Genomic DNA, 22040 nt, shown 5'->3' on the forward strand with positions numbered 1-22040 from the left:
CCGTCACGCCTTGCGCGTGAGCATGCCGGTGGCCAGGCGGGGCGGCGGCGCGTGCCCGCGCCAGTCAGGTGCCTATCACGCCTTTTTCGCCTGCAGTCGGCGCGCGCGGCGTTTTCGTTCCCAGATGACGATGCCGGTGACGGACAGCATGGCCACCATCAGGCCCATGCAGGACATCAGAATGCGTCCCGGCAGGCCCAGGATGCGGCCCGAGTGCAGGGGGAATTGCAGCTGCACGAAGACGTCGGCGGCCGTGCCTTCCCAGGGCTTGTGCTGGCCGATGATGGTGCCGTCCATGCCGTCGACGTAGAGGTTCGACAGGCCCATGCCGGCCGCGCCGAATTCGTCGGCAGGGTCGAAGAAGGAGACGTTGTAGAACGAATAATTGCCGCCGTAGTAAATGCCGCCCATGGGCGCGGTGATGCCCCGCTGCGCCGCGGCCTGCCTGGCGATGCCGGCCGCCTGCTCGAAACCGATGGCGGGCGCGATGTAGCTGCCGTACGGCGCCGGCTTCTGCGTCTCGTACGGCCCCGGCGTGGTGGTGGAGACGAGCGACATGAGGGGATAGAACACTTCGCGGTACAGGTTCAGCGAGAACGAGGTGAAGGCCACGACGAGGATGATGGCCCACACCCACAGGCCGCCCGCGCGGTGCAGGTCGAAATTGAGCTTGTAGCCGCCGGCCGCCCAGCGCACCGTCCACGACGGCATCCACCGCTGCCACCAGCCGGCGGCGTCGCGGTGGCGCGGCGCCTCGTCGCGCGCGCGGGGACGCAGGCGGCGCGGCGTTGTGAGATAAAACGCCACCATGCTGTCGAGCAGCCAGACGAGGGCGACGCTCCCCATCAGCCAGTAGCCCCAGCGGTCCGTGCCCCAGAAGGCGGGCACGTGCAGGCTGTAGTGCAGGTGGCGCAAAAACGGCATCAGGCTGCGGCGCGACAGGGAAATGGCCGTCGAATCGCGCGTGCCCGTGATCCGCGCCGTGACGGGGTCGATGTAGACCGTGTCATAGCCGAGGGCGAAGGGCTTGCCGGTGGCCGGATCGGCCAGGGGGCGCACCATGAAGGCGGCCGCATGGCCTGCTTCCAGGCCCAGGGTCATGTAATTGACTTGCGCGCGCGCATCGGCCTGCGCCACGGTCTGCGCCAGCGCAAAGGGCGACAGCACCGGGCCGCGGCCCGGCGTGTCCATGATGTCGGCATTGAGCCATTCGTCCAGTTCGTGGTCCCACGAGGTGACTGCGCCCGTCAGCCCCGCGACGATGAGGAAAAGGGCGATGGTGAGGCCGGCCCAGCGGTGTATGACAGTCCAGAAAGCGCGCATGCGTAAGACAACCCTGCAAAACTTGTTGAGAAATCCGCATGGCTACAAATGCGAAGCATTCTCATTATCGAGCGTGGCGGGCGTTTATGCAAGCGCTTGTCCAGGTGGCAACGGCGCGGCGGGCCAGGCCTGGAAGCGCAGCCACACGGGCCTGGCGCCCCGTCCTGCCACGCACAGGCTGGCCGCGTAGCCGTCGGCCGGATACAGCGGGTAGACCCAGGCGCCGCAGCGGGGATCGCGCGCATCGCTGACGGGCGCCGGACCGGGCGAGGCGCCGAACGTCAGCCGCGCGGGGTCCGTGTGCAAGCCCGTGCCCAGCAGCTTGCAATACGCTTCCTTGTGCGTCCACAGCTGCAGGAAGCGGGACTGCGCCTGCGCCGGCGGCAGGGCAGCAAGGGCCGCGCGTTCCTCGGGATGGCAGACCAGCGGCGCCAGCGCCGCTCCGTCGAAGCCGTCGCGCCCCTGTTCCAGGTCGATGCCCACGGCCACCTCGGAGACGGCCACCAGCGCCAGGGTGCCGCTGTGGCTGAGGTTGAAATGCGGCCCGCCCTGCGCCAGCACGGGCTTGCCCAGGGGCCCTTCGGCCAGCGCCAGCGCGGCCGGCGCCTGTCCTGTCTGCCGCGCCAGGATGTGGCGCAGGGCCGCGCGCCCGCGCCGGTAGTCGCGCTGCAGGGCCTCGCCCCGGTAGCGGGCCGCGCGCGCCTGTTCCTGCGCGCTCAGGCAGGACACCAGGGCATCGAGGGCGGGATCGGCCAGGTCGACCAGCCACAGGAAGACGGCCGGTTCACGCATGCGGGCCTCGCGCCTGGGCGATGAAGCGCCCGCCGCGCCATAAAAAGGCGTGGCGCGCCAGGGCCAGCATGGGCAGGTCGGCGCGGCTGTCGCCGTACGCGTAGGCGATGGGGTGGGGGGAGCGGGCCAGCCAGCGGGCGATGCGGCGCACCTTTTCCTGGCCGTGGCAGTTGGCCCCCGCCAGCGGAGAGGCGATGCAGGCGCGGAAGCCGTGGCGCCGCGCCCACGGCTGCAGGTACAGCGCGGGCGAGGCGCTGACGAGCACGCAGGCGTGGCCCTGCGCCTGGTGCCAGCGCAGGCGCGCCATGCCTTGCGGGCGCAGCAGGGCGTCCAGCGGCGCGCCCGCATACGCGTCGGCCAGCCGCGCCAGCGCGCCGGCATCGATGCCGTCCAGGCAGTGCGCCAGCAGGCGGCGCTTGGCCACGTCGTTGCGCAGCAGGCCGCAGGCATACGCCAGCAGCACGGGCGACAGGCGCAGCAGGCTGGCCGCCAGGCGCGGCGTGCCGCAGGCATGGCGCAGGAAGGGCAGCAGCGAGTCGCGCCGGCTCAGCGTGCCGTCGAAATCGAACAGGGCGGCCGGCGGCAGGCCGTTTGCCGTGGCGGTGCGGGCGGCGCTCACAGGCGCGTGCGGTGGAAGACCGCGTCGGGCGTCAGGCGGATGGCCAGCATGATGTAGCGCCAGAAGCCGGGCAGGTAGGCCTGCGCCTGGCCGCGCCGCATGGCCTTCACGATGCCGGCCGCCACCGTGTCGGCGCTGGCCCACAGGGGGCCGCCCTTGTCCAGGCCCGCCGTCATGGGCGTGTCGACGAAGCCGGGCTTGATGGTCAGCACGGCCACGCCATGCGGCGCGAGGCGGTGGCGCAGTCCCTGCAGGTAGATGGCCAGCGCGCCCTTGGCCGTGCCGTACATGTAATTGCTTTGCCGGCCACGGTCGCCCGCCACCGAGCCGATGGCCGCCAGCACGCCCTGGCCCCGTGGCTGCAGCAGGTTGGCCGCCAGCGCCAGGATGGCCATGGCGCTGCCGCCATTCGTCGTCCACTGCGCCAGCATCAGCGGCACGGAGGCGGCGCAGGCTTGCTGGTCGGGCAGGCAGCCGTGGGCCACCAGCACGGCGTCGATGCCGCCCAGCGCCGCGTCGGCGCGCGCCAGCAGGCCCGCGTGCAGGTCGTAGTCGTCCAGGTCGGCGCATTCGCCGCCGATGTAGGGGCCCTCGGCGCCGGCGCGCACGCGCAGGTCCTGCAGCAGGGTGTCGAGCCTGGCGCCGTTGCGGGCGATGCAGTGGACGCTGGCGCCGGCGGCGACGAGGCGGCGCGCCGTGGCGTGGGCGATGGCGGAGGTGGCGCCGAAGATGACGGTGCGTTGCAATGATCTCATGGGTTGACTCTTCTCCAGAAGCTTGATGAAAATCGGGGATCGATGAAGGCGCTGAATGCCTCCCAGGCGGGAAAGCCGGCGCGGAACAGGCTGGCGGGCATGCGCGCATCCTTGGCCGGGTACAGGGCGCCGCCCGCCTGGGCGACGATGGCGTCGAGGTCGGCGAACAGGCGCAGGCTGGCGGCGCCCCGGTTGGGGAAGTCCAGCGCCAGGGTGGCGCCGGGCCGTGCGAACGACAGCATGCCGGCCGGCGGCCGCGTGCCGAAGGTCTTCAGCACGGCCAGGAAGGACCCCTGGCCGCTGGCGGCGATGCGCGCGAGGATGGCGGCGATGCCGTCGCGGCAGGTGGACGGTGGCAGCACGCACTGGTACTGGAAGAAGCCGCGCCGGCCGTAGATGCGGTTCCAGTCGCGCACGCCGTCGAGCGGATAGAAAAAGCCCCCATGGTGGCGCAGCGCCGGCGCCGCCGGCAGGGGGCGGTGGTAGTACAGGGCATTGAAGGCGCGCAGGCTGAGGCAGTTCACCAGCGAGACGGGCGGCATGAAGGGCATGCGGCGGCGTGCGGCGCGGTGCGCGGGCAGCTCCGGCTGCGGCGGCGCATGGCAGGCGCTGCTGAAGATGCCGCGCGGCTGACGCGCCAGGCAGTCGATCCATGCCACCGTGTAGGGCGCGGCGCGCTCGGCCGCCGCATTCAGTTCCCAGAAGCTGTCCAGCCCCGCAAAGCGCCGTTCGGCCACCAGCATGAAGGGGTTGGGCACGGGCATGAGCTGCAGCTCGGCCCAGACGATGCAGCCCGTCAGGCCCAGCCCGCCCACGGTGGCGGCAAACCACTGCGGCAGCTGGTCCGGCCCGCACAGCAGGCGGCTGCCGTCCGAGCGCAGCAGCTCGAAGGCGCGCACGTGGTGGCCGAAGCTGCCCGCCACATGGTGGTTCTTGCCATGCACGTCGTTGGCGATGGCGCCGCCCACCGTCACGTGGCGCGTGCCCGGCGTGACGGGCAGGAACCAGCCTTGCGGCAGGACCAGCGCCACGATGTCGCCCAGCAGCACGCCCGCTTCGCAGCGCAGCACGCCGCTGGCGCGGTCGAAGGCGATGAAGCGGTCCAGGCCCCGCGTCAGCAGCACGGTGCCGCCGTCGTTCAGGCAGCTGTCGCCATAGCTGCGGCCATTGCCGTGCGCCAGCAGGCTGCCGGCCGGCGTGGGCAGGGCCGCGTCGCGCGCCTGCAGGGCCAGCTGGCCCGCATGCGCCGCCTGCGGCAGGCCGTTCCACGAACGCACGGGCGCGCTCATGTCGGCTGCACCCGGGCCATGCGGCTGGTGGACAGGGCGGCCACGCCCAGGGCCACGGCAAACCACAGGGTCGTCAGGCGGATCAGGATGGTGGCGGCGACGGCCTGCGCCGGCGCCATGCCCTGCCACAGCAGCAGGCTGACCATGGCCGCTTCCATGCCGCCCAGGCCGCCCGGCAGGAAGCTCAGGGCGCCGGCCAGCATGGCGCTGGCAAAGGCCAGGCAGGCGAAGGATAGGCTGGCGCCGGCGCCCAGCCATTGCAGCAGGCAGTAGAAGGCCAGCGCTTCCGCCGCCCAGGCCGCCAGCGCGAGGACGAAGGCGGCGGCCATCAGCCGGGGCGCGTGGCAAGCCTGGGCCTGGCGCAGCAGCCGGGCCAGGTGGCCCGCCAGCGCGCGCCCGCGCGCCCCCGGGCGTGCCCCGCTCCAGGCGGCCAGCCGGCGGGCGGGTGCGGCGCGCGTCAGCAGCCATACGCCGGCCAGCGCGGCGGCGCCGGCGCCAGCGACCAGCGGCAGCAGGGGCGGATACTGGCTCAGGCCGAACAGGGCCAGGCAGATGATGGCCAGCAAGTCCGACACGCGCTCGCTGAGCAGCGCCGCCAGGCTGTGCGCATGCGGCACGCCCAGGCGCGCCAGCAGCACGCCGCGCAGCGCTTCCCCCGCCTTGCCCGGCGTCACCGTCAAGGCGAAGCCGGCCAGGTAGATGCGCAGGCTGGCGCGCCACGGCACGGCATGGCCCATGGCGCCCAGGTAGCGCTGCCAGCGGCAGAAGCGCAGGCCGTAGTTGAGCAGCGACAGGGCCAGCATCAGCGCCGCCCCGCCCGCGCCCACGTGCGCGGCGGCGCTGCCCAGCGCGGGCAGGCCGCCCCACAGCGAAAAGGCCAGGTAGCCGGCGGCGGCCATGGCGATGGAAAGCAGGAAGGCGCGGTAGCGCCATCCCGACAGCAGGGCGCCGCTCATGGCAGCACCCCGATGGTGACGGCCAGCCAGCCTGCCACGGTCAGCAGCAGGTGGCGGTCCGTCAGCAGGTCGTGCGCGGTATCGTTGCCCTGCGCCCGCAGGTGCAACAGAAACAGGTAGCGAAAGATGCCGTACACCACGAACGGCACCGTGTAGATCAGGTTGGCCGTGCCGTGCGTGGCGATGGTGTCGCGGCTGACCGTGTACAGGCTGTAGCTGAGCACGGTGCAGGCGGCGCTGACGGCGATGAACTGGCCCAGCATGACGCCGCTGTAGTCGTCCAGCACGCGCCGCGCGCAGGCGCCGCCTGGCCCGGCGCGGGGGCCGTGCACCGCCGCCAGCTGCATCAGTTCCGCATGCCGCTTGGCGAAGCCGAGGAACAGGGTCACCATCAGGCCGCACAGCAGCAGCCATTGCGACGGCGCGATGCCGATGCCCACGGTGCCGGCCAGGATGCGCAGCATGAAGCCGGCCGAGATGACGAAGACGTCGAGTATCACCACGTGCTTCAGGTACAGCGAATAGGCCACGTTCAGGGCCAGATAGGTCAGCAGCAGCAGCGGCACGGCCAGTCCCACGGCCGAGCCCAGGGCCAGCGCGGCGCCCGCCAGCAGCACGCAGGCGCACCAGGCCGCGGGCGCCTTGATCTCGCCGCTGGCGATGGGGCGCCGGCATTTCTGCGGGTGCTGGCGGTCCGCCTCGGCGTCGAGCAGGTCGTTGAGCACGTAGACGGCGCTGGCCATGGCGCAGAAGGCCAGGAAGGCCAGCGCCGCGTGCGCGGCCGTGGCGGCATCGCGCTGCGTGGCAAAGAGCAGCCCCAGCAGGACGAAGCCGTTCTTGATGTACTGGTGCGGCCGCAGCAGCCGGATCAGCGCGCGCATGGGGCGCTCCCGGTGGCGGAGGAAAAGATTGCTTGCATGTTCAGACTCCAGTTGCGTGCAAAGACCAGGGCGGGCGAGGCGGGCATGGCCCGCCCTGGGGGAGGTGGCCGGCCTTACAGCTGGAACAGGTAGCTGAACTTGACGAACACCTTGCGGCCCGTGTGCATGTCGAGGTCGCGCGTGCGCTGCAGCAGTTGCGGATTGCCGATCAGCTGCAGGTTTTCCTGGCGGTCCGTGTAGCCCGCGTACGCCGTCGTGCCGGGACTGAGCACATAGCTGAACAGCAGGTCGCCCGTCAGCCGCTTGCCGCCTTCGATGCCCGTCAGCGCCCGGTTGGTCTTCAGGTGGCTGTAGTCGAGGATCAGATGGGCGGCCATGAAGCGGCTGTGCTGGTAGCGCAGCTTGGTGCGCGACAGCAGCTCGCGGTAGACCATGCTGCCCGGCGCCAGACCCGCCACGCCCGCCTGCGTGCGCAAGTCGTTCCAGTACAGGGTCTGCTCGACGCGGAACTGCGCCACGGGCGTGAACTTCAGGTTGGCCGAGACGCTGCGCGCGTCGCCCAGGAAGGGCGCCAGGCCCGGTGCCGGCTGGTAGTTGATGACGTCGTTCTGACCCACGGTGACCCAGCCCGTCAGCCAGCTCAGCCATTCGGTGCTGGCCGCCAGCGAGTAGCCCGACTTGCGGAAGTCCAGGCCCGCGTACTTTTCAAAGCCATCGAGCTTGTGCGCCTCGAAGGTGGTGGCGCGCAAGCCGTTGACGCTGAAAAACGCGTCGCTGGACCAGTCCTGCAGCGTGTTGTCGTGGTCCTTGGTGCCCACGGCCTTGATGCTGGGGCCGGCGCTGACGAGCCATGGCGCCTCCGGGAAGTTCCACAGGTAGGACGCCGTCTGCGTCGTCTGGCGGATGTCCGTGCGGGGAATGAAGGCCAGCGCGGGATCGAAGTCGCGCGTGATGTCCAGGTACTGGCCCGCATAGTTGAAATTGCGGTCCGAGCGGCTGGCCTCGACGAAGGCCAGGCGGCCGCTGTGGTCGGGCAAGCCGTCCATGCTGGACTTGCTGTGCGCCAGCTGGCTGCTCAGCACCCAGTTTTCGTCGATCTTGTAGCGCAGGTCGACGCCGGCCACGCGGTTGCTCTGCTGGCCGAACTTGCGGTCCGTCAGCAGCACGCCCACATTGGAATCGCCGTCGAAATCGTTCTGCACGCGGGCCACGGCGATGCGCGCCGCCTTGCCGAAGTCGCGGCTGTCGCGCGGCAGCGCTTCGCCCGGCGCCACGTCGTCCATCAGCAGGCCGCCCACGGACCAGTGGCCTTCGCGGCCCGTCAGGCGCGCGCCGTAGCGCGGCTCGGCGATGCGGCGCGAAAAGAACAGGGGCTGCGGCGTGGTGAAGAAGCCCGAGTTTTCCAGGAAGAACGGGCGTTTTTCCGGGAACAGCACTTCGTAGCGCTTGTCGATCAGCACCTGCGGTTCGTCCGACTCGACTTCGCTGAAATCGGGCTTGTAGGTCAGGTCCAGGGCGAACTTGTCGGCCAGCACCAGCTTGGCGTCGAGGCCGGCCTGGTTCTTGTCGTCGCGGTCCCAGAAGGTGTTGGCCGGATCGCTGCCGTTCAGGGCGCGGCTGCGGCCGATATAGCCGTAGGGAATCAGCTGGATGTTGCGCCCGGACGTGATCGGCTCGGGAATCTGCACGGGCGCCAGCTGCGGCACGAAGGCGGCCTGGCGCTTGGTGATGTAGGGCCAGTAGGAAAACTCGTTCAGGCGCGGCACGATGCGGCCCACGGCGATGCCCCAGTTCTGCACGTCGGCGCGGTTGAAGCGCAGGCTCTTGAACGGGATGGCCATGGTGACGACGTAGCCGGTGGGCGTGATCTTGCCGTCCGACTGCCATTGCGTGTCGAAATTGAAATCGTCGCCCAGGCCTTCCGTGTGCTTGGCATCCATCTGCACGCCGTACGGGTTGGCGTAGAAGCGGAACGAGCGCTGCTTGTCGTTGAAGGAGTCGATTTCCAGCTGCACCGCGTCGTCGCCGGGCAAGTCTTCGCGGCGGGCGATGCGCGCGCGCACCAGGGCCGGGTCGTCCGTGCAGACGAAGACGGCGTACAGGTGCTCGTCGTCGTACGACAGGTAGGCCTTCGTTTCCAGCAGCGACGGCTCGCCGTCGCCGGGCGCGTACTGGCGGAAGCCCTTGATTTCCACGCCGGCGTCGGCCGGCACCTTGCCGATGTAGTCGGCCAGCACGGGCGCATGCGCGGCGCGGGGAATCTGCAGGCGCTCGTCGGCCAGGGCGGGAGCGGAAAAGGCCAGCATCAGGCACAGGGCGGTGCGGCGCAGCGGGGTCAGGATAGCTTGTTTCATCGTGGTTTTCTTTCTGAATGGGGGTCAGGCGGCCGCGGGCGACGCGGACGCAGTGGTGTTGGCGCTGTCTTGGGCGGCGGGGCGGCGCAGCACGGGCCACAGCCAGAAGGCCAGGGCCAGCAGCTGGCTGGCGGTGGAGACGGCCAGCATCAGGGGCAGGTGCTGCGGCTGCACCAGGCCGATCGGCATGACGATGGCAAAGGCCAGCCACAGCACGCCATACGCGGCGGCGCGCAAGACGCGATGGGCAGGAGCGCGGGCCTGGCCGGCGGCCAGCAGGCACCACAGCCACAGGGCGGGGAACAGGGCGTAGTCGTCCGGCACGAAGGGGCTGCGCACGGCGGCCAGGCCCAGCAGGCCGAGCCAGACGGCGGCCAGTTCCAGGCGCGAATACGCGCTGGCGCGGCGCGCCGCCAGCCAGGCCAGCGCCACCACCACCACGCTCCACAGCAGGGCCACGGCGGCCAGGTGACGGTATTCCAGGCCATCGACGCCGAACAGCTTGAGCTTGAGCACCAGGGCCGGCACGGAGTAATTGATGGCGACCACCGCTTCCAGCCCTTCGAGCTGCATCCACGTCCACACTTCGCCGCTGGCGATGCGCGGCATCTCATAGCCGACGAAATCGCGGAAGGGCTGGGCGCCCAGCATGGCGTAGGCCAGCGCCGCGTACAGCAGCGAGAAGGCGACGCTCCACGCCAGTGCGCGCCAGCGCTTGCAGAACAGCAGGTAGGCGCACAGCACGCCGGGGAAGATCTTGAACAGGGCCAGCGCCATCACGGCGCCGCCCGCTTCGTCGCGTCCCCGCTGGAACAGCAGCATGGCCAGCAGGGCCAGGGCGATGGCGGCCAGCTGGAAGTTCCCCGTCTGCATGGTGATCAGGGTAGGCAGGGCCAGCCAGGCGGCCGGCAGCAGCAGGGCGGCGCGGCGGCCCGCGGCGCCGCCGATCCAGGCGCAGACGGCCAGCATGATGGCCATCACCAGGGCAGCGTCGACGGCGAACCAGGCGGCGCGCATGGCCACGAAGCCCGCGCCCAGGGATGCCGCCAGTTGCGGCAGGATCAGGAAGGGCGGCGGATACAGGTATTCGTCGAGCTTGAAGCGTCCCTCGTTGCCCGCATAATGGGCGCCGTCGTAGATGTTTGCCGCCCCCGCGCTGGCCAGTTCGGACGCTTTCCAGTACGAGGAAAAGCAGCTGTGGTTGACGTAGAAGGGGTCGTACCAGATGGCCGACAGCTGCGGCTGCTGCGGGTCGGCCATGAACAGGGCGACGCCGGCGATGCGGGCCACGGCCAGCGCGGCCAGCGCCAGCCACAGCAGGCTGAGCGCGGGATGGGTGCGCAGCAGGCCGTCCAGCTCGCGCGGCAGATGGCGGGCCAGCACCGGGCTCAGTCCCAGTGCGATGGCCAGCGGCAGCAGCGCCAGCGGCGACGGCGCCGCTTGCAGGGCAGTGGCGGCGACGGCCGCGCAGATGCCGAAGAAGGCGCACAGCAGCAGCGCCACGGCCAGGCGCTCCCACGCGCGGCCTTGTACATGTACAGGATGCATCAGTTACCTCCAATCAGGGTCAGGGACAGGACGACGGCGGCGATGCCCAGCACGGCCAGGGCCAGCGCGCCCGAGGCGTGCAGGACGCGCTCCTGGCGCCGCGCCCTTTGCAGCGCGTCGCCGTAGGGCATGGTGGTGTGGGCGATCATGGTGTACAGGGGCAGCCAGCCGCGCGGCCAGGCGCGGTTGAGCAGCAGGTCGAGCTTCTTGCGGGCGACGAACCACGGCGACTGCACTTTTTGCCGCAGTTCCGTGAAGTTGCTTTTTGATAATTGCGCCAGCGCATCCGTGTGCCGGCGCCGCGCCAGCTCGTAGCTGGCAAACGCGCTGGCCGTGTCGCCGCGCGCCGCATCGAGGGCGGTCATCAGGGTGCAGCAATCCTCGAACGCGGAATTCATGCCCTGGCCATAGAACGGATACACGGCGTGGCAGGCGTCGCCCACCAGCACGGCCCAGTCGCCGAAGCGCCACGGCGCCGTGCGCGTGGTGATCAGGGTGCCCGTGGGGTGGCGCGACCACTGTTCCAGCAGGCCCGGCAGCAGGGGCAGCAGGTCGGGGAAATACTTGGCGAACAGCGCCGTCACGTCATCCTCGCTGCGCACGCTGGCGAAGCTGTCCTCGCCTTCGAAGGGCAGGAACAGGGTCAGGGTGTGCGAGCCGTCCTGGTTCGGATGCGAGACGAACAGGCAGTGGCTGCGCGGCCACACGTGCAGGGCCGTCAGTTCGATGGCCGAGCTGCCGTCCGCGCGCGGCGCCAGGGTCAGCTCCTTGTAGCCCCATTCCAGGTATTCCTGCTGGTAATCGGCGCGCATGCCGTGCTGCAATTCGCGGCGCATGCTGGAAAAGGCGCCGTCGGCACCCACCACCCAGGCCGGGTGGGCCGTGATGCGGCGCCCGCCCGGCGTTTCCAGCTCCAGTTCGCGCTGCGCCTTGTCGGCGCGCAGCAGACGGTGCTCGAAATGCAGTTTCACCTGGGGATGCTGCTCGGCCTGGTCCAGCAGCAGGTGGTTGAGCAGGTTGCGGTCGATCGAATGCAGCACCTCGCTGTCATCCTTGCCATACGCCTGGTAGCGCGTGCTGCCGTCCGGCGCGTGGATGACCCTGCCCCGCATGACGACGGCGTGGGCCAGCACCTGCTCCAGCAGTCCCACCATCTGCAGGGCCTGCATGCCGCGCTTGGACAGGCCCAGGTTGATCGAACGGCCCGCCGCGCCATCCTGGCGGCGCGGATCGGCGCGGCGTTCGTAGACGTCCACGCCATGGCCTTGCCGTGCCAGCGCCAGGGCCAGCAGGGAGCCGGCCAGGCCGCCGCCGACGATGGCGATGCGGTCGCTACGGGCGCCGTGGGTAGCTTGGGCGGCGCTCATGCCGTCTCTCCCGCGCCTGCCGCATCGGGCTGGCCCTGGCCTGCCTGCCACTGTTCGATTTCGGCGGCCACGACGCCGTCGAGCGCCTGCTCGAAGCGCGCCCAGCCCAGGCTGCCCGCCAGGCGGAACAGGTAGGCGCGCAGGTAGGCGGCCCGCACGGGAGCCGCGTAGGCCGCGCGCAGCAGGAAAGGCAGGTCCGAATCGACCATGTGGCGCATGGCCAGCATGGGGATGGGGCTGCGCAGGGGGCGGAATTCTGCGTTGCGCAGGCCGGGACTTTCGTTGCTGGCGTGGAATTCACCGAGCATCAGGCCCTTTTCCACGAAATCCTTCTTCAGCAGCTGCTGCACTTCGTCGACGACGCCCGCGCCCTCGGCGCCCAGGTTGGGGAAGATCACGAGGAAGGCCTTGTTGATGGCGTCCGGGCCGCTGGTCGGTTCGGTGGCGAGGAAGAGGTCGCGGTAATACAGGATCACGCGCGAGATGCTGTCGAGCGTGGGTTCGCGCTCGGCGATCTCGGCCATCCAGATGCTGTCCTGCTCCAGGGCCACGGGGACGAAGGGGCAGACGGCGCCCTTGCGGCCCAGTTCCGGGTGGCTGCGCGCGAGGAAGGCGCGCATCCATTCCAGCACGCTGGCCAGCGCGGAGTGGCTGGGATAGTCGCGCGCCACCTGGGAAACGCGCATCAGCCCGTATCCGGGACCGTGCGCGGCGGCGGCTTGCTTGTCGTGATGGGCGACCGGGCACTTTGTGGGCGCCGGTGCCATGTGCAGCATGTCTGTGTCAGTCATCTTGCTTGCTCCAGTGGGTCGATGTTGTTATCGATTTGCTACTGCATTGCGTTTTTGAAGAAAAAGCGTCCCCACAACGCTGCGTGGCAGCGCTTTTTCATTCACCTTGGTACTACCGAGAAAAAATCAGGCGGGCTGGGCGTCCCCCTCGGCCGCCGGGGGCGGCTGGGTCCAGGCGTCGGGCAGTTCGTCGGCGCGGCGCAGGGCGGGGATGCTGTAGGCCAGCATGGCGACCAGGCTCATCGCCAGGCCCAGGACGATGAACATCAGGCCCATGCCGCGTCCCGCGCCCGTGCCGATCAGCTGGCCGATGGAGCCGGCCAGCGCGCCGCCCGGCATCAGCAGGGGCTCGAAGACGTGCTCGGCCAGCGGGCCCGCCAGGCAGTAGCCGACGGGCATGGCCGCCTCCGATAGCACGCGCTGGATGGCGAAGCAGCGCCCCTGCAGGCCGGGCGGCACCTTGCTTTGCCACAGCGAATCGTTCGACGCGCTGATCACGGGCAAGGTCAGGAAGAAGACGAAACCGGCCGCCGTCACCAGTACGAAGGACGGCGCCAGGCCGTGCGCGGCCAGGGCCAGCCCCGCCAGCAGGGAAAAGCCCAGCACGCCGTTGATGCGCTTCTTCATGCCGCCCGAGGCCGCCATCAGCACGCCGCCCAGCAGCAGGCCCGCGCCGCCGATGGACATCTGCACGCCCAGCAGGGCCGGATCGGCCATCGACAGCACCAGCGGCGTGATGGTGATGGCGGCGATGCCGAACAGGAAATTGCAGGTGCCAAACACCAGCAGCAGGCCGAACAGGCTGTTGCGCTCGCGCACATAGCGCCAGCCCGTCGCCGCTTCGCGCCACAGGCTCTGTCCCGCGCCGTCCTGGCTGCGGGGCGGGCGGGGGATGCGCGCCAGCAGCATGGCGATGAAGGCGGCGACGAAGGACAGGGCGTCGATCAGCAGCACGCCGGGCAGGCTGATCAGGCTCACCAGCACGCCCGCCAGCAGGGGGCCGGCCACCTGGGCGATGGCGCCGCCCGTCTGCACCAGGCCGTTGACCCGGCTCAGCTGGCCGTGCGGCACCAGCAGGGGGATGCTCGACGCATAGGCGGGGCCGTGGAAGGCGTTGGCCAGCGCCGTGGCGCCCACGCACAGGTAGATGTGCCAGATGGCCAGCTGGCTGTTCATCAGCAGCGCCGCCAGCACCAGCTGTGCGCTGGCCGAGACGATGTCGCAGCACAGCATGATGCGGCGCCGGTCCCAGCGGTCGACGAGGGCGCCCGCGAACGGCGCGATCAGCAGCGCCGGCACGGCCATGGCGACGAAGATCAGCGCGAACTGGGTGGTCGACCCCGTCGTGCGCAAGACCCAGATGCCCAGCGCAAAGCTGGACAGGCGCGAGCCGATGCCCGAGGTCATCTGGCCGAACCAGATCAGCAGAAAGTCGCGCAAGCCCGCGTAGCGGCGAGTGGACGTGTTCATGCGCATGCCCTTTCCTGTGGTGTGGCGCCGGCAAGGGGCAGGTAGCCCTGGCCGCGCATGTAGGCGAGATAGGTGGCGAACAGGGCGCCGTCTGCCGGCGGGCACACCTGGCCCAGGGCGGCGGCCATGCGCTCCGTGGCGCCGCAGTCGAAGCCCGGCTCGCGCGCGTCGGCCTGCTCGGGGAACAGGGCGGCGAAGCTGGCCAGCGCGTTTGCCTCGCCGCCGGCCACCGCCTGCTGCAGCGCGGCGCGCCATTCGGCATAGCCGGCCAGGCGCACCGGGTGGCCGGCTGCGCGCAAGCCGTCGACGAGGGCGCCGGTGGACAGGCGGGCGGGATTGAGGAAGTGCCAGGTGCCGCCGGCGCCGTCGTCGGCCAGCACGCGGCCGGCGATGACGGCGCTGACGTAATCGACGGGCGCCATGTCGTAGCTGGCATTGGCGATGTCGGGCACGAGGCCCAGCTGCGCGCAGCCCTTGATCCAGCTGCTGAAGTAGTCGCCCAGGTTGGCGCTGCCGCTGCCGCTGTCGCCCGTGATGCGGGCCGGCCGGTACAGGGCCACGGGCACGCCGCGTCCGCGCGCCGCCAGGGCCAGCTGCTCGGCCACCCACTTGCTCTGGTTGTAGCCGCCCTGCTGGCTGTGCGCCGTGGGCGGCGCGTCGCTTTCGCGCACGCTGGCGCCAAGGTAGTCCGCGCTGACGTACACGCCCAGGGTCGAGACCACGTGCACGGCCTTCAGCGCGCCCGTGGTGGCCAGGCGCAGCACCTCCAGCGTGCCGCCCACGTTGGCGGGCGCCAGGCTGGCATACGGCGCGAGGAAATTGACTTGCCCGCCGTTGTGGACGATGGCGTCGGCCTCGCTGGCCACGGTGGCGTAGCCGTCGTCCGTCAGGCCCAGGCGCGGCGCGGCCAGGTCGCCCGGCAGCGGCGTGAGGCGCGCCGCATAGCGCTCCTGCCACAGGCCGTAGTGCTGCAGGTTGGCGCGCAGCCGCCGCGCGCCGTCGGCGGCATCGTCGGCGCGCACCAGGCATAGCAGCTGCGCCGCGCTGGCGTCGAGCAGGTCGCGCAGCAGCCAGGCGCCAAGGAAGCCCGTGGCGCCCGTGACGAGGATGGCGCGCGGCGGCCCGGCCCGGCGCGGCGCGGCGCGCGCCGCATCGACGTCGGGCGGCAGCACGGCTTGCGTCGTCAGGTCCAGCATGGGCGCGGCGACGCCGGCCAGCAGGTCGTCCACGACGCGCGACAGGGCGGCGATGCTGGGGGCGGAAAACACGGCCGTCAGCGGCACGTCGACGCCGAAGGCGCGCGCCAGCTGGAATACCAGCGGCAAAGTCAGCAGGGAATCGCCGCCCACGCTGAAGAATTCATCGTCTGTGCTCAGGCCTGCGCGGCCCAGCAGCTCCTGCCACACGGCCAGCATGCGCTGTTCCGTGTCGGTCGCCGGCGCGACGATGCTGCGCGCTTCCAGCTCGTGCAGCGCCTGCCTGGGGGCAGGCAGGGCGCGCCGGTCGATCTTGCCGTTGCCCGTCAGGGGCAGCGCCTGCAGGCGCTCGAAGATAGCCGGCAGCATGGCGTCGGGCAGGCGTGCCGCCAGGTCCGCGCGCAGGGCGGCCCCAGTCACGCCGGGGCCGACAAAATACGCCACCAGGCGCTTGTCGCCGGGCGCCACTTCCAGCACCGTGGCGACGGCCGCCTGCACGCCGTCGCAGGCCAGCAGCGCGCTTTCCACTTCGCCCAGCTCGATGCGCACGCCGCGCAGCTTGACCTGGTGGTCGCGCCGGCCCAAAAATTGCAGGCTGCCGTCGCTGTTCCAGCGGGCCAGATCGCCGCTGCGGTACATGCGTCCATGCTCCTGCCCGCAGTAGGGATCGGCGACGAAGCGCTCGGCCGTCAGCGCCGGCGCATGGCGGTAGCCGGCCGCCACGCCCGCGCCGCCGATGGCCAGTTCGCCCGCCACGCCGCGCGGCGCCAGCCGCTGGTGGCGGTCCAGCACATAGGCACGCACGCCGGGCAGGGGCTGGCCGATGGGCAGGTCGCTGCCTTCCAGGCCGGCGCCATCCACGGTGGAGAAGGTGGTGGCGCAGACGGTGGCCTCGGTGGGGCCGTAATGGTTGACCAGGCGCACGCGCTTGCCCGTCAGGCGGGCAAAGCGGCGCACCTGCTCCACGGGCACGGCTTCGCCGCCGAACATCATCAGGCGCAGGCCGGGCAGCACGCTGCCCGTGGCGCTGGCGGCGCCATCGAAGGCGTCCGTCCAGCGGCGCCACAGGGCGGCCGGCGCGTCGATGGCCGTGACGGCGTGACGCGCGCAATACGCTGCCAGCTCCGCCGCGCCCAGCTGGTTCGGCGCGCCGTGCAGCACCAGGGTGGCACCCGAGGCCAGCGCGGGGAAGATGTCGCCCACGGAGGCGTCGAACTGCAGCGGGGGGATCATCAGCAGGCGCTGGCCCGCCAGGTCGTGGACCTTGGCGAAGCCCTGCAGCAGGTGCAGCACATTGGCCTGGCTGACGCTCACGCCCTTCGGCGTGCCCGTGGAGCCGGAAGTGTAGATCAGGTAGGCGGGCGTGCTGCCGTCGATGGCGGGCGCAGTGAACGCGGCGCCGTCCGGCGGCGCACCGTTGACAAGCACGGGCAGCTGGCCGGCAATGGCCAGCGCCTGTGCCTGCGCGGCGGGCGGCGCGACGATGGCGACGGCGCCGGCGTCGTCCAGCATGAAGCGCAGGCGCGCCGCGGGCAGGGCGGGGTCGAGCGGCACGTAGGCGGCGCCCGTGGCGACGATGGCCAGCAGCCCCACGAGGGCGTCGGCCGAGCGGTCCGCCAGCAGCGCCACGTGGAGGTCCGGCCCTGCACCGGCCGCCTGCAGGCGACCGGCCAGCGCGGTGGCCGCCATGTGCAGCTGCGCATAGCTCAGTTCAACACCGTCATCCACGATGGCCGCGGCCTGCGGCGTGAGCGCGGCCTGGCGCGCCACCAGTGCGTACAGGCCGCCGTCGGGCAAGTCCTGCCCGTCCGCATGCGCGCCGCCATCGCCCAGGGCCAGCAACTGCGCCCGCTGCGCGGCCGGCAGCAGGTCCAGGCGCGACACCGGTGTGGCGGGCGCCTGCACGATGGCTGCCAGCAGCTGCGTGAACTGTTCCGCCATGCGGGCGATGGTGGCTGGTTCGAACAGGGCCACGCTGTAGTCGATGACGCCGGACAGCGCGCCGTCGAGTTCCACCATCGACAGGGTGATTTCGAAGCGGGCCGCCTTGAATGGCGGCTCGAACGGGCCGGGACGCAGGCCGTGCCAGGCCGCCTGCGCCGCTTCCTCGCTCGCGTTGGCGGCCGGCGCCTGCAGCACGAACATGGTCTGGAACAGGGTGCTGCGGCCCGGCACGCGCTCGATGCGCAAGCCGTCGACGATGCGCTCCAGCGGCGCTTCCGCATGCGCCAGGGCGTCGAGGAAGTGCTGGCGGTTGCGCGCCAGCAGGGCGGTGAACGCGGGATCGTCCGACAGGTCCGCGCGCAGGGCCAGCGTATTGACGAACAGGCCGATCAGCGGTTCGGACTCCGGCGCGCCGCGGTTGGCCACCGGAGTGCCGACCACCACGTCATCCTGGCTGGCCAGGCGCGCCAGCAGCACCTGGAAGGCCGACAGCAGGGCCATGAAGAGGGTCGCGCCCTCGGCCTGCGCCAGGGCCTTGACGGCGTGCGACAAGGCGGGCGGCACCACGAAGGCGTGGCGTTCGCCGGCGGGCGACAGGCTGGGGCCGCGCGGCGCGTCGGCCGGCAGTTCCAGCAAGCCGCTGCAGCCGTCGAGCGCCTGGTGCCAGAAGGCCACCTGGCGCGCCAGCGCGGCCTGGCGCGGGGGCGACGCCTGCCAGCGCACGATGTCGGGGAAGGCCAGCGGCAGGGCCGCCAGCGGCGATGGCGCGCCCGAGGCGTGGGCGCGGTACAGGGCCTGCAGTTCGCCATACAGCACGTTGAGCGACCAGGCATCGGCGATGATATGGTGCAGCACCACCACCAGCGCGTATTCCTGCGGCGCCAGGGTCACCAGGCTGGCGCGCAGCAGCGGCGGACGGGCCAGGTCGAACGGGCGCTGCGTCTCGGCGCCCGCGTAGTCCAGCGCGGCCGCGTGGGCGGCGGCGAAGTCCAGCTGCGACAGGTCCAGGCGCTGCAAGGTGAAGGGCGCGTGCGCCGCCACCGTCTGCAGCGGCTGGCCGCCTTCCTCGCCAAAGCCCGTGCGCAGCGCCGCGTGGCGCGCGACGATGGCGGCAAATGCCGCTTGCAGCGCGGCGGCGTCCAGCGCGCCGCTCAGGCGGCAGTGCTGGTACAGGTGATAGGCACCCGTGCCCGGTTGCAGGCGCTCGAAGAACCACATGCGCTGCTGCGCCGGCGACTGGGGCAGCGGCGTGCCGTCGGCCAGCGGCGGCAGGGCGCGCACGGCGTCCGCCAGGGACGCTTGCGGCGTGGCGCCCGCGGCCAGGCGCTGGCGCAGCAGGGCCAGCTGCTGCGGCGTCAGGCGCGCCAGGCGCGGGTCGTCGTGGAGGGGGGATATGCTCATGTGTTTTCCAGTGCGCCGCCCAGCAGCGCTTCGATGTTGTCGTCCGAAAGGCCTTCCAGCTGGTCCAGCATGCTGGCCAGGTCGCCCGCATCCACGCTGTCGAGGCGGTTGCGCATCAGGGCCGCGCCGAAGGCCGCCACGGTGGGTGCCTCGAACAGCAGGCGCAGACTGAGTTCGCCGCCAAACGCCTTTTGCGCGCGCATCACCAGCTGCGTGGCCAGCAGCGAGTGGCCGCCCAGCTTGAAGAAGTTGTCTTCGATGCCCACGCGCTCGAGGCCCAGCACTTCCTGCCACAGGCCGCACAGGAGCTCCTCGTCGCCGTTGCGTGGCGCGACGTAGCTGTGGCCGGGCGCCGCCTCGCTGTCGGGCACGGGCAGGGCATTGCGGTCGACCTTGCCGTTCGGCGTCATCGGCAGCTGCTCCAGCATCACGTAGGCCGAGGGCAGCATGTAGTCGGGCAGCTGCGGCGCGATGGCGTCGCGCAGGGCCGCCGCCTGCAGCACCTGGCCGGGCTGCGACAGCAGGTAGGCCACCAGGCGCTTGTCGCCGGGACGGTCTTCGCGGCAGATGACGACGGCCTGGCGCACGCCCGCCTGGTCGCCCAGCACGGCTTCGATCTCGCCCAGTTCGATGCGGTAGCCGCGCAGCTTGACCTGGTTGTCGATGCGGCCCAGCACTTCCATGTTGCCGTCGCGGCTCCAGCGCGCCAGGTCGCCCGTGCGGTACAGGCGCGCGCCCGGCTCCGGCGAATGGGGGTCGGCGAGGAATTTTTCCGCCGTCAGTTCGGGGCGCGCATGGTAGCCCTGCGCCACGCCGGCGCCGCCGATCAGCAGTTCGCCCGGGATGCCGGGCGGCAGCGGCTGCAGGAAGGCGTCCGCCACGTACAGGCGCGTATTGGCGATGGGACGGCCGATGGCGATCGGCGCGCCGTCCGCCTCGATTTTTTCCACGCTCGACCAGATCGTCGTCTCCGTGGGGCCGTACATATTCCACAGGGTGCCGCCGCCGGCCAGCAGGCGGTCGGCCAGTTCGCGGCTCAGCGCCTCACCGCCGCACAGCATGGCCATGCCGGGACGGCTTTGCCAGCCCGCGTCGAGCAGCATGCGCCAGGTGGCGGGCGTCGCCTGCAGCATGCTGGCCTGCGAGCTGTCGAGCAGGCGCGCCAGCTCCATGCCGTCGGCCGCCGTGGCCGGGTCGGCGATCTCGATGCGCGCCCCCACCGTCAGCGGCAGCAGCAGTTCCAGCACGGCGATGTCGAACGACAGGGTGGTGACGGCGCACAGGCGGTCGGCGGCCGTGATGCCGGGCCGCTCCTGCATGGACAGCAGGAAGTTGACGACGGCGACGTGCGGCAGGCGCACGCCCTTGGGCCGGCCCGTCGAGCCGGAGGTGTAGATGACGTAGGCCGTCTCGCCCGCCGCCACGGGCGCGGGCGGCGCCACTTCGTTCAGGCGCGCCTCTTCCAGCAGCACCAGGGCCGGGCCGCTGGCCGGCAGCAGCGGCGCCAGCGCGCGCTGCGTGACGACGCAGCGCGTCTGCGCATCGTCGAGCATGAAGGCGATGCGCTCGGCCGGGTAGATGGGGTCGAGCGGCACGTAGGCGGCGCCCGCCTTGAGGATGCCCAGCAGCGCCACCAGCATGTCGGGCGAGCGCTTGACGAACAGCCCCACCAGCTCGCCCGGCTGCACGCCGCGCGCCAGCAGGTGGCGCGCCAGCGCATCGGCGCGCTGGTCCAGCTCCGCGTAGCTGAGTTCACGTCCCAGGTGCGACAGGGCGATGGCTTGCGGCGTGCGCGCCGCCTGCGCCTCGAACAGCGCATGCGCCGTCAGGGCGCCCCCGGCCGGCAGGGCGCGCGCCGTGTCGTTCCAGTCGTGCAGCACGCTGCGCCGCTCGGCGGGCGTCAGCAGCTCCAGCTCGGACAGGCGGCGGTCCGGGTCGCCCAGCGCGCTTTGCAGCAGCTGCTGCAGGTGGCCCGCCATGGCGGCGATGGTGGCCGCGTCGAACAGGTCGGTCGCGTACTCGATGTACATGGCCAGGCCGTGGTTTTCCTCGCTGGCGAACAGGGTCAGGTCGACGCGCGAGGTGCCCGACGAGATGACGCCCGGCTCGATCGGCGACAGCACCAGCCCGTGCAGGCGGATTTCCTCGGACGGGAAGTTCTGGAAGAACAGCATCACCTGGAACAGGGGCGAGTGGCTCAGCGAGCGGTCGATCTTCAGCACGTCGAGCAGGCGTTCGACGGGCATGTCCTGGTGCGCATACGCGCCCAGGGTGCCATCCTTGACGCGCGCCAGCAGTTCGCGGAAGGTGGGGTCGCCCGTCAGGTCAGTGCGCAGCGCCAGGGTATTGGCGAAAAAGCCCACCAGGGCCTCGAGTTCCTGGCGCGGCCGGTTCGCCACGCCCATGCCGATGACGAGGTCGAGCTGGCCCGTGTAGCGCGCCAGCAGCGCCTTGAAGGCCGTGGCAAACACCATGAATGGCGTCGCGCCTTCCTGGCGGCTCAGGCGTTTCAAGCCGTCGTACAGGGTCGGGTCGAGGCGGTGCACGGAGGCCGCGCCGCGCCGGCTTTGCTGCGCGGGGCGCGGGCGGTCGCCCGGCAGCTCCAGCACGGGCGGGTGGCTGACGAGGCGCTGCTGCCAGTAGGCGAACTGCTTGCGCATGGTCTCGCCCTCGTCGTCGAGCAGGGCGTTCTGCCACAGCGTGTAGTCGGCGTACTGCAGCGGCACCTCGGCCAGCGGCGACGGCAGGCCCGCGCAATAGGCGTCGTACAGCTGGCACAGTTCCGTGTAGATGATGGTGTAGGACCAGCCGTCGAGCGCGATGTGGTGGCCGTTCAGCACGAACAGGTGCTGTTCCTCGTCCAGGCTGATGAGCACGGCGCGCAGCAGCGGCCCCGTGCTGAAGTTGAACGGCGTGCCCGCTTCCTGCTGCGCCAGGGCGGCCGCTTCCTCGCGCCGTTGCGCGGCCGGCACATGCTCCAGGCTGACGCGGCGCAGCGGCACGGGCGCCGGCGGCAGGATGCGCTGCTGCGGTCCCACGTCGTCGGTGACGATGGCCGTGCGCAGCACTTCATGGCGGCGCACGATTTCATCGAGGCTGCGCTGCAGGATGGCGCAGTCGGGCCGCCCGCGCATCCACATGGCCGACGGCACGTTATAGGTGGCCGAATTCGGGTCCATCTGTTCCAGGAACCACAGGCGGTTCTGCGCATGCGACACGGGAATGCGCGCGGGCCGGGGCTGGCGCGTGATCTCCCGGCGGGCGGCGGGCGCCGCCTGCTTGCTCAGCTGCTGCATCAGCAGCGCGCGTTTTTCCGGCGACAGGCCGGCCAGGCGTTGGTTCAAATCAGTCATG

14 protein-coding genes are annotated in these 22040 nt (G+C 71.2%); all 14 read right to left on the bottom strand.

Annotation, left to right across the window (positions count from 1 at the left end):
• Positions 1-75: 75 nt before the first annotated feature.
• The 14 genes from EBS11_RS07335 to EBS11_RS07400 all read right to left on the bottom strand — a co-directional run bounded on the left by EBS11_RS07335 (position 76) and on the right by EBS11_RS07400 (position 22039).
• A complete protein-coding gene (locus tag EBS11_RS07335; RefSeq protein ID WP_290601690.1) occupies positions 76-1323 on the bottom strand; it encodes a PepSY-associated TM helix domain-containing protein in 1248 nt (415 codons plus the stop codon).
• Between the two features lie 84 nt (positions 1324-1407).
• Complete coding sequence (locus tag EBS11_RS07340; RefSeq protein WP_290601692.1) at positions 1408-2115, bottom strand: 4'-phosphopantetheinyl transferase superfamily protein; 708 nt, start codon at positions 2113-2115, stop codon at positions 1408-1410.
• Positions 2108-2734: an HAD-IB family hydrolase gene (locus tag EBS11_RS07345; protein ID WP_290601693.1), complete on the bottom strand. Its 627-nt coding sequence runs from the start codon at positions 2732-2734 to the stop codon at positions 2108-2110. Before EBS11_RS07345 ends, EBS11_RS07340 begins: the two co-directional genes overlap by 8 nt.
• On the bottom strand, positions 2731-3489 hold the full coding sequence (locus EBS11_RS07350; protein ID WP_290601694.1) for an SDR family NAD(P)-dependent oxidoreductase: 759 nt from the start codon (positions 3487-3489) through the stop codon (positions 2731-2733). Before EBS11_RS07350 ends, EBS11_RS07345 begins: the two co-directional genes overlap by 4 nt.
• Positions 3486-4778 carry an FAD-binding oxidoreductase gene (locus tag EBS11_RS07355; protein ID WP_290601695.1) on the bottom strand — a complete coding sequence of 431 codons (1293 nt, stop codon included), beginning with the start codon at positions 4776-4778 and terminating at the stop codon, positions 3486-3488. The genes EBS11_RS07350 and EBS11_RS07355 overlap by 4 nt, the downstream gene beginning before the upstream one ends.
• Complete coding sequence (locus EBS11_RS07360; RefSeq protein WP_290601697.1) at positions 4775-5734, bottom strand: lysylphosphatidylglycerol synthase transmembrane domain-containing protein; 960 nt, start codon at positions 5732-5734, stop codon at positions 4775-4777. Before EBS11_RS07360 ends, EBS11_RS07355 begins: the two co-directional genes overlap by 4 nt.
• Positions 5731-6615, bottom strand: a complete 885-nt coding sequence (locus EBS11_RS07365) for a decaprenyl-phosphate phosphoribosyltransferase (protein WP_290601699.1) — start codon at positions 6613-6615, stop codon at positions 5731-5733. Before EBS11_RS07365 ends, EBS11_RS07360 begins: the two co-directional genes overlap by 4 nt.
• Before the next feature lie 113 nt (positions 6616-6728).
• A complete protein-coding gene (locus tag EBS11_RS07370; protein ID WP_290601701.1) occupies positions 6729-8969 on the bottom strand; it encodes a DUF5916 domain-containing protein in 2241 nt (746 codons plus the stop codon).
• Positions 8970-8993: 24 nt separating this feature from the next.
• A complete protein-coding gene (locus tag EBS11_RS07375; protein WP_290601703.1) occupies positions 8994-10517 on the bottom strand; it encodes a glycosyltransferase family 87 protein in 1524 nt (507 codons plus the stop codon).
• Positions 10517-11884, bottom strand: a complete 1368-nt coding sequence (locus EBS11_RS07380) for an NAD(P)/FAD-dependent oxidoreductase (RefSeq protein WP_290601704.1) — start codon at positions 11882-11884, stop codon at positions 10517-10519. The genes EBS11_RS07375 and EBS11_RS07380 overlap by 1 nt, the downstream gene beginning before the upstream one ends.
• A complete protein-coding gene (locus EBS11_RS07385) occupies positions 11881-12675 on the bottom strand; it encodes a DUF6875 domain-containing protein (protein ID WP_290601705.1) in 795 nt (264 codons plus the stop codon). Before EBS11_RS07385 ends, EBS11_RS07380 begins: the two co-directional genes overlap by 4 nt.
• A 126-nt stretch (positions 12676-12801) precedes the next feature.
• Positions 12802-14145: an MFS transporter gene (locus tag EBS11_RS07390; protein WP_290601706.1), complete on the bottom strand. Its 1344-nt coding sequence runs from the start codon at positions 14143-14145 to the stop codon at positions 12802-12804.
• Positions 14142-18686 (bottom strand): non-ribosomal peptide synthetase, encoded by a 4545-nt coding sequence (locus EBS11_RS07395; protein ID WP_290601707.1) that lies wholly within the window; start codon positions 18684-18686, stop codon positions 14142-14144. The genes EBS11_RS07390 and EBS11_RS07395 overlap by 4 nt, the downstream gene beginning before the upstream one ends.
• Complete coding sequence (locus EBS11_RS07400; RefSeq protein WP_290601708.1) at positions 18683-22039, bottom strand: amino acid adenylation domain-containing protein; 3357 nt, start codon at positions 22037-22039, stop codon at positions 18683-18685. The genes EBS11_RS07395 and EBS11_RS07400 overlap by 4 nt, the downstream gene beginning before the upstream one ends.
• Position 22040 lies beyond the last annotated feature (1 nt).

This window comes from Janthinobacterium sp. (assembly GCF_009923995.1).
Classification (GTDB): Bacteria; Pseudomonadota; Gammaproteobacteria; order Burkholderiales; family Burkholderiaceae_D; genus Janthinobacterium.

Excerpts from the sequence above, each read along its gene's own strand:
- EBS11_RS07335 (WP_290601690.1), bottom strand. The coding sequence starts at position 1,323 with ATGCGCGCTTTCTGGACTGTCATACACCGCTGGGCCGGCCTCACCATC.
- EBS11_RS07340 (WP_290601692.1), bottom strand. The coding sequence starts at position 2,115 with ATGCGTGAACCGGCCGTCTTCCTGTGGCTGGTCGACCTGGCCGATCCC.
- EBS11_RS07350 (WP_290601694.1), bottom strand. The coding sequence starts at position 3,489 with ATGAGATCATTGCAACGCACCGTCATCTTCGGCGCCACCTCCGCCATC.
- EBS11_RS07355 (WP_290601695.1), bottom strand. The coding sequence starts at position 4,778 with ATGAGCGCGCCCGTGCGTTCGTGGAACGGCCTGCCGCAGGCGGCGCAT.
- EBS11_RS07360 (WP_290601697.1), bottom strand. The coding sequence starts at position 5,734 with ATGAGCGGCGCCCTGCTGTCGGGATGGCGCTACCGCGCCTTCCTGCTT.
- EBS11_RS07365 (WP_290601699.1), bottom strand. The coding sequence starts at position 6,615 with ATGCGCGCGCTGATCCGGCTGCTGCGGCCGCACCAGTACATCAAGAAC.
- EBS11_RS07370 (WP_290601701.1), bottom strand. The coding sequence starts at position 8,969 with ATGAAACAAGCTATCCTGACCCCGCTGCGCCGCACCGCCCTGTGCCTG.
- EBS11_RS07375 (WP_290601703.1), bottom strand. The coding sequence starts at position 10,517 with ATGCATCCTGTACATGTACAAGGCCGCGCGTGGGAGCGCCTGGCCGTG.
- EBS11_RS07380 (WP_290601704.1), bottom strand. The coding sequence starts at position 11,884 with ATGAGCGCCGCCCAAGCTACCCACGGCGCCCGTAGCGACCGCATCGCC.
- EBS11_RS07385 (WP_290601705.1), bottom strand. The coding sequence starts at position 12,675 with ATGACTGACACAGACATGCTGCACATGGCACCGGCGCCCACAAAGTGC.
- EBS11_RS07390 (WP_290601706.1), bottom strand. The coding sequence starts at position 14,145 with ATGAACACGTCCACTCGCCGCTACGCGGGCTTGCGCGACTTTCTGCTG.
- EBS11_RS07395 (WP_290601707.1), bottom strand. The coding sequence starts at position 18,686 with ATGAGCATATCCCCCCTCCACGACGACCCGCGCCTGGCGCGCCTGACG.
- EBS11_RS07400 (WP_290601708.1), bottom strand. The coding sequence starts at position 22,039 with ATGACTGATTTGAACCAACGCCTGGCCGGCCTGTCGCCGGAAAAACGC.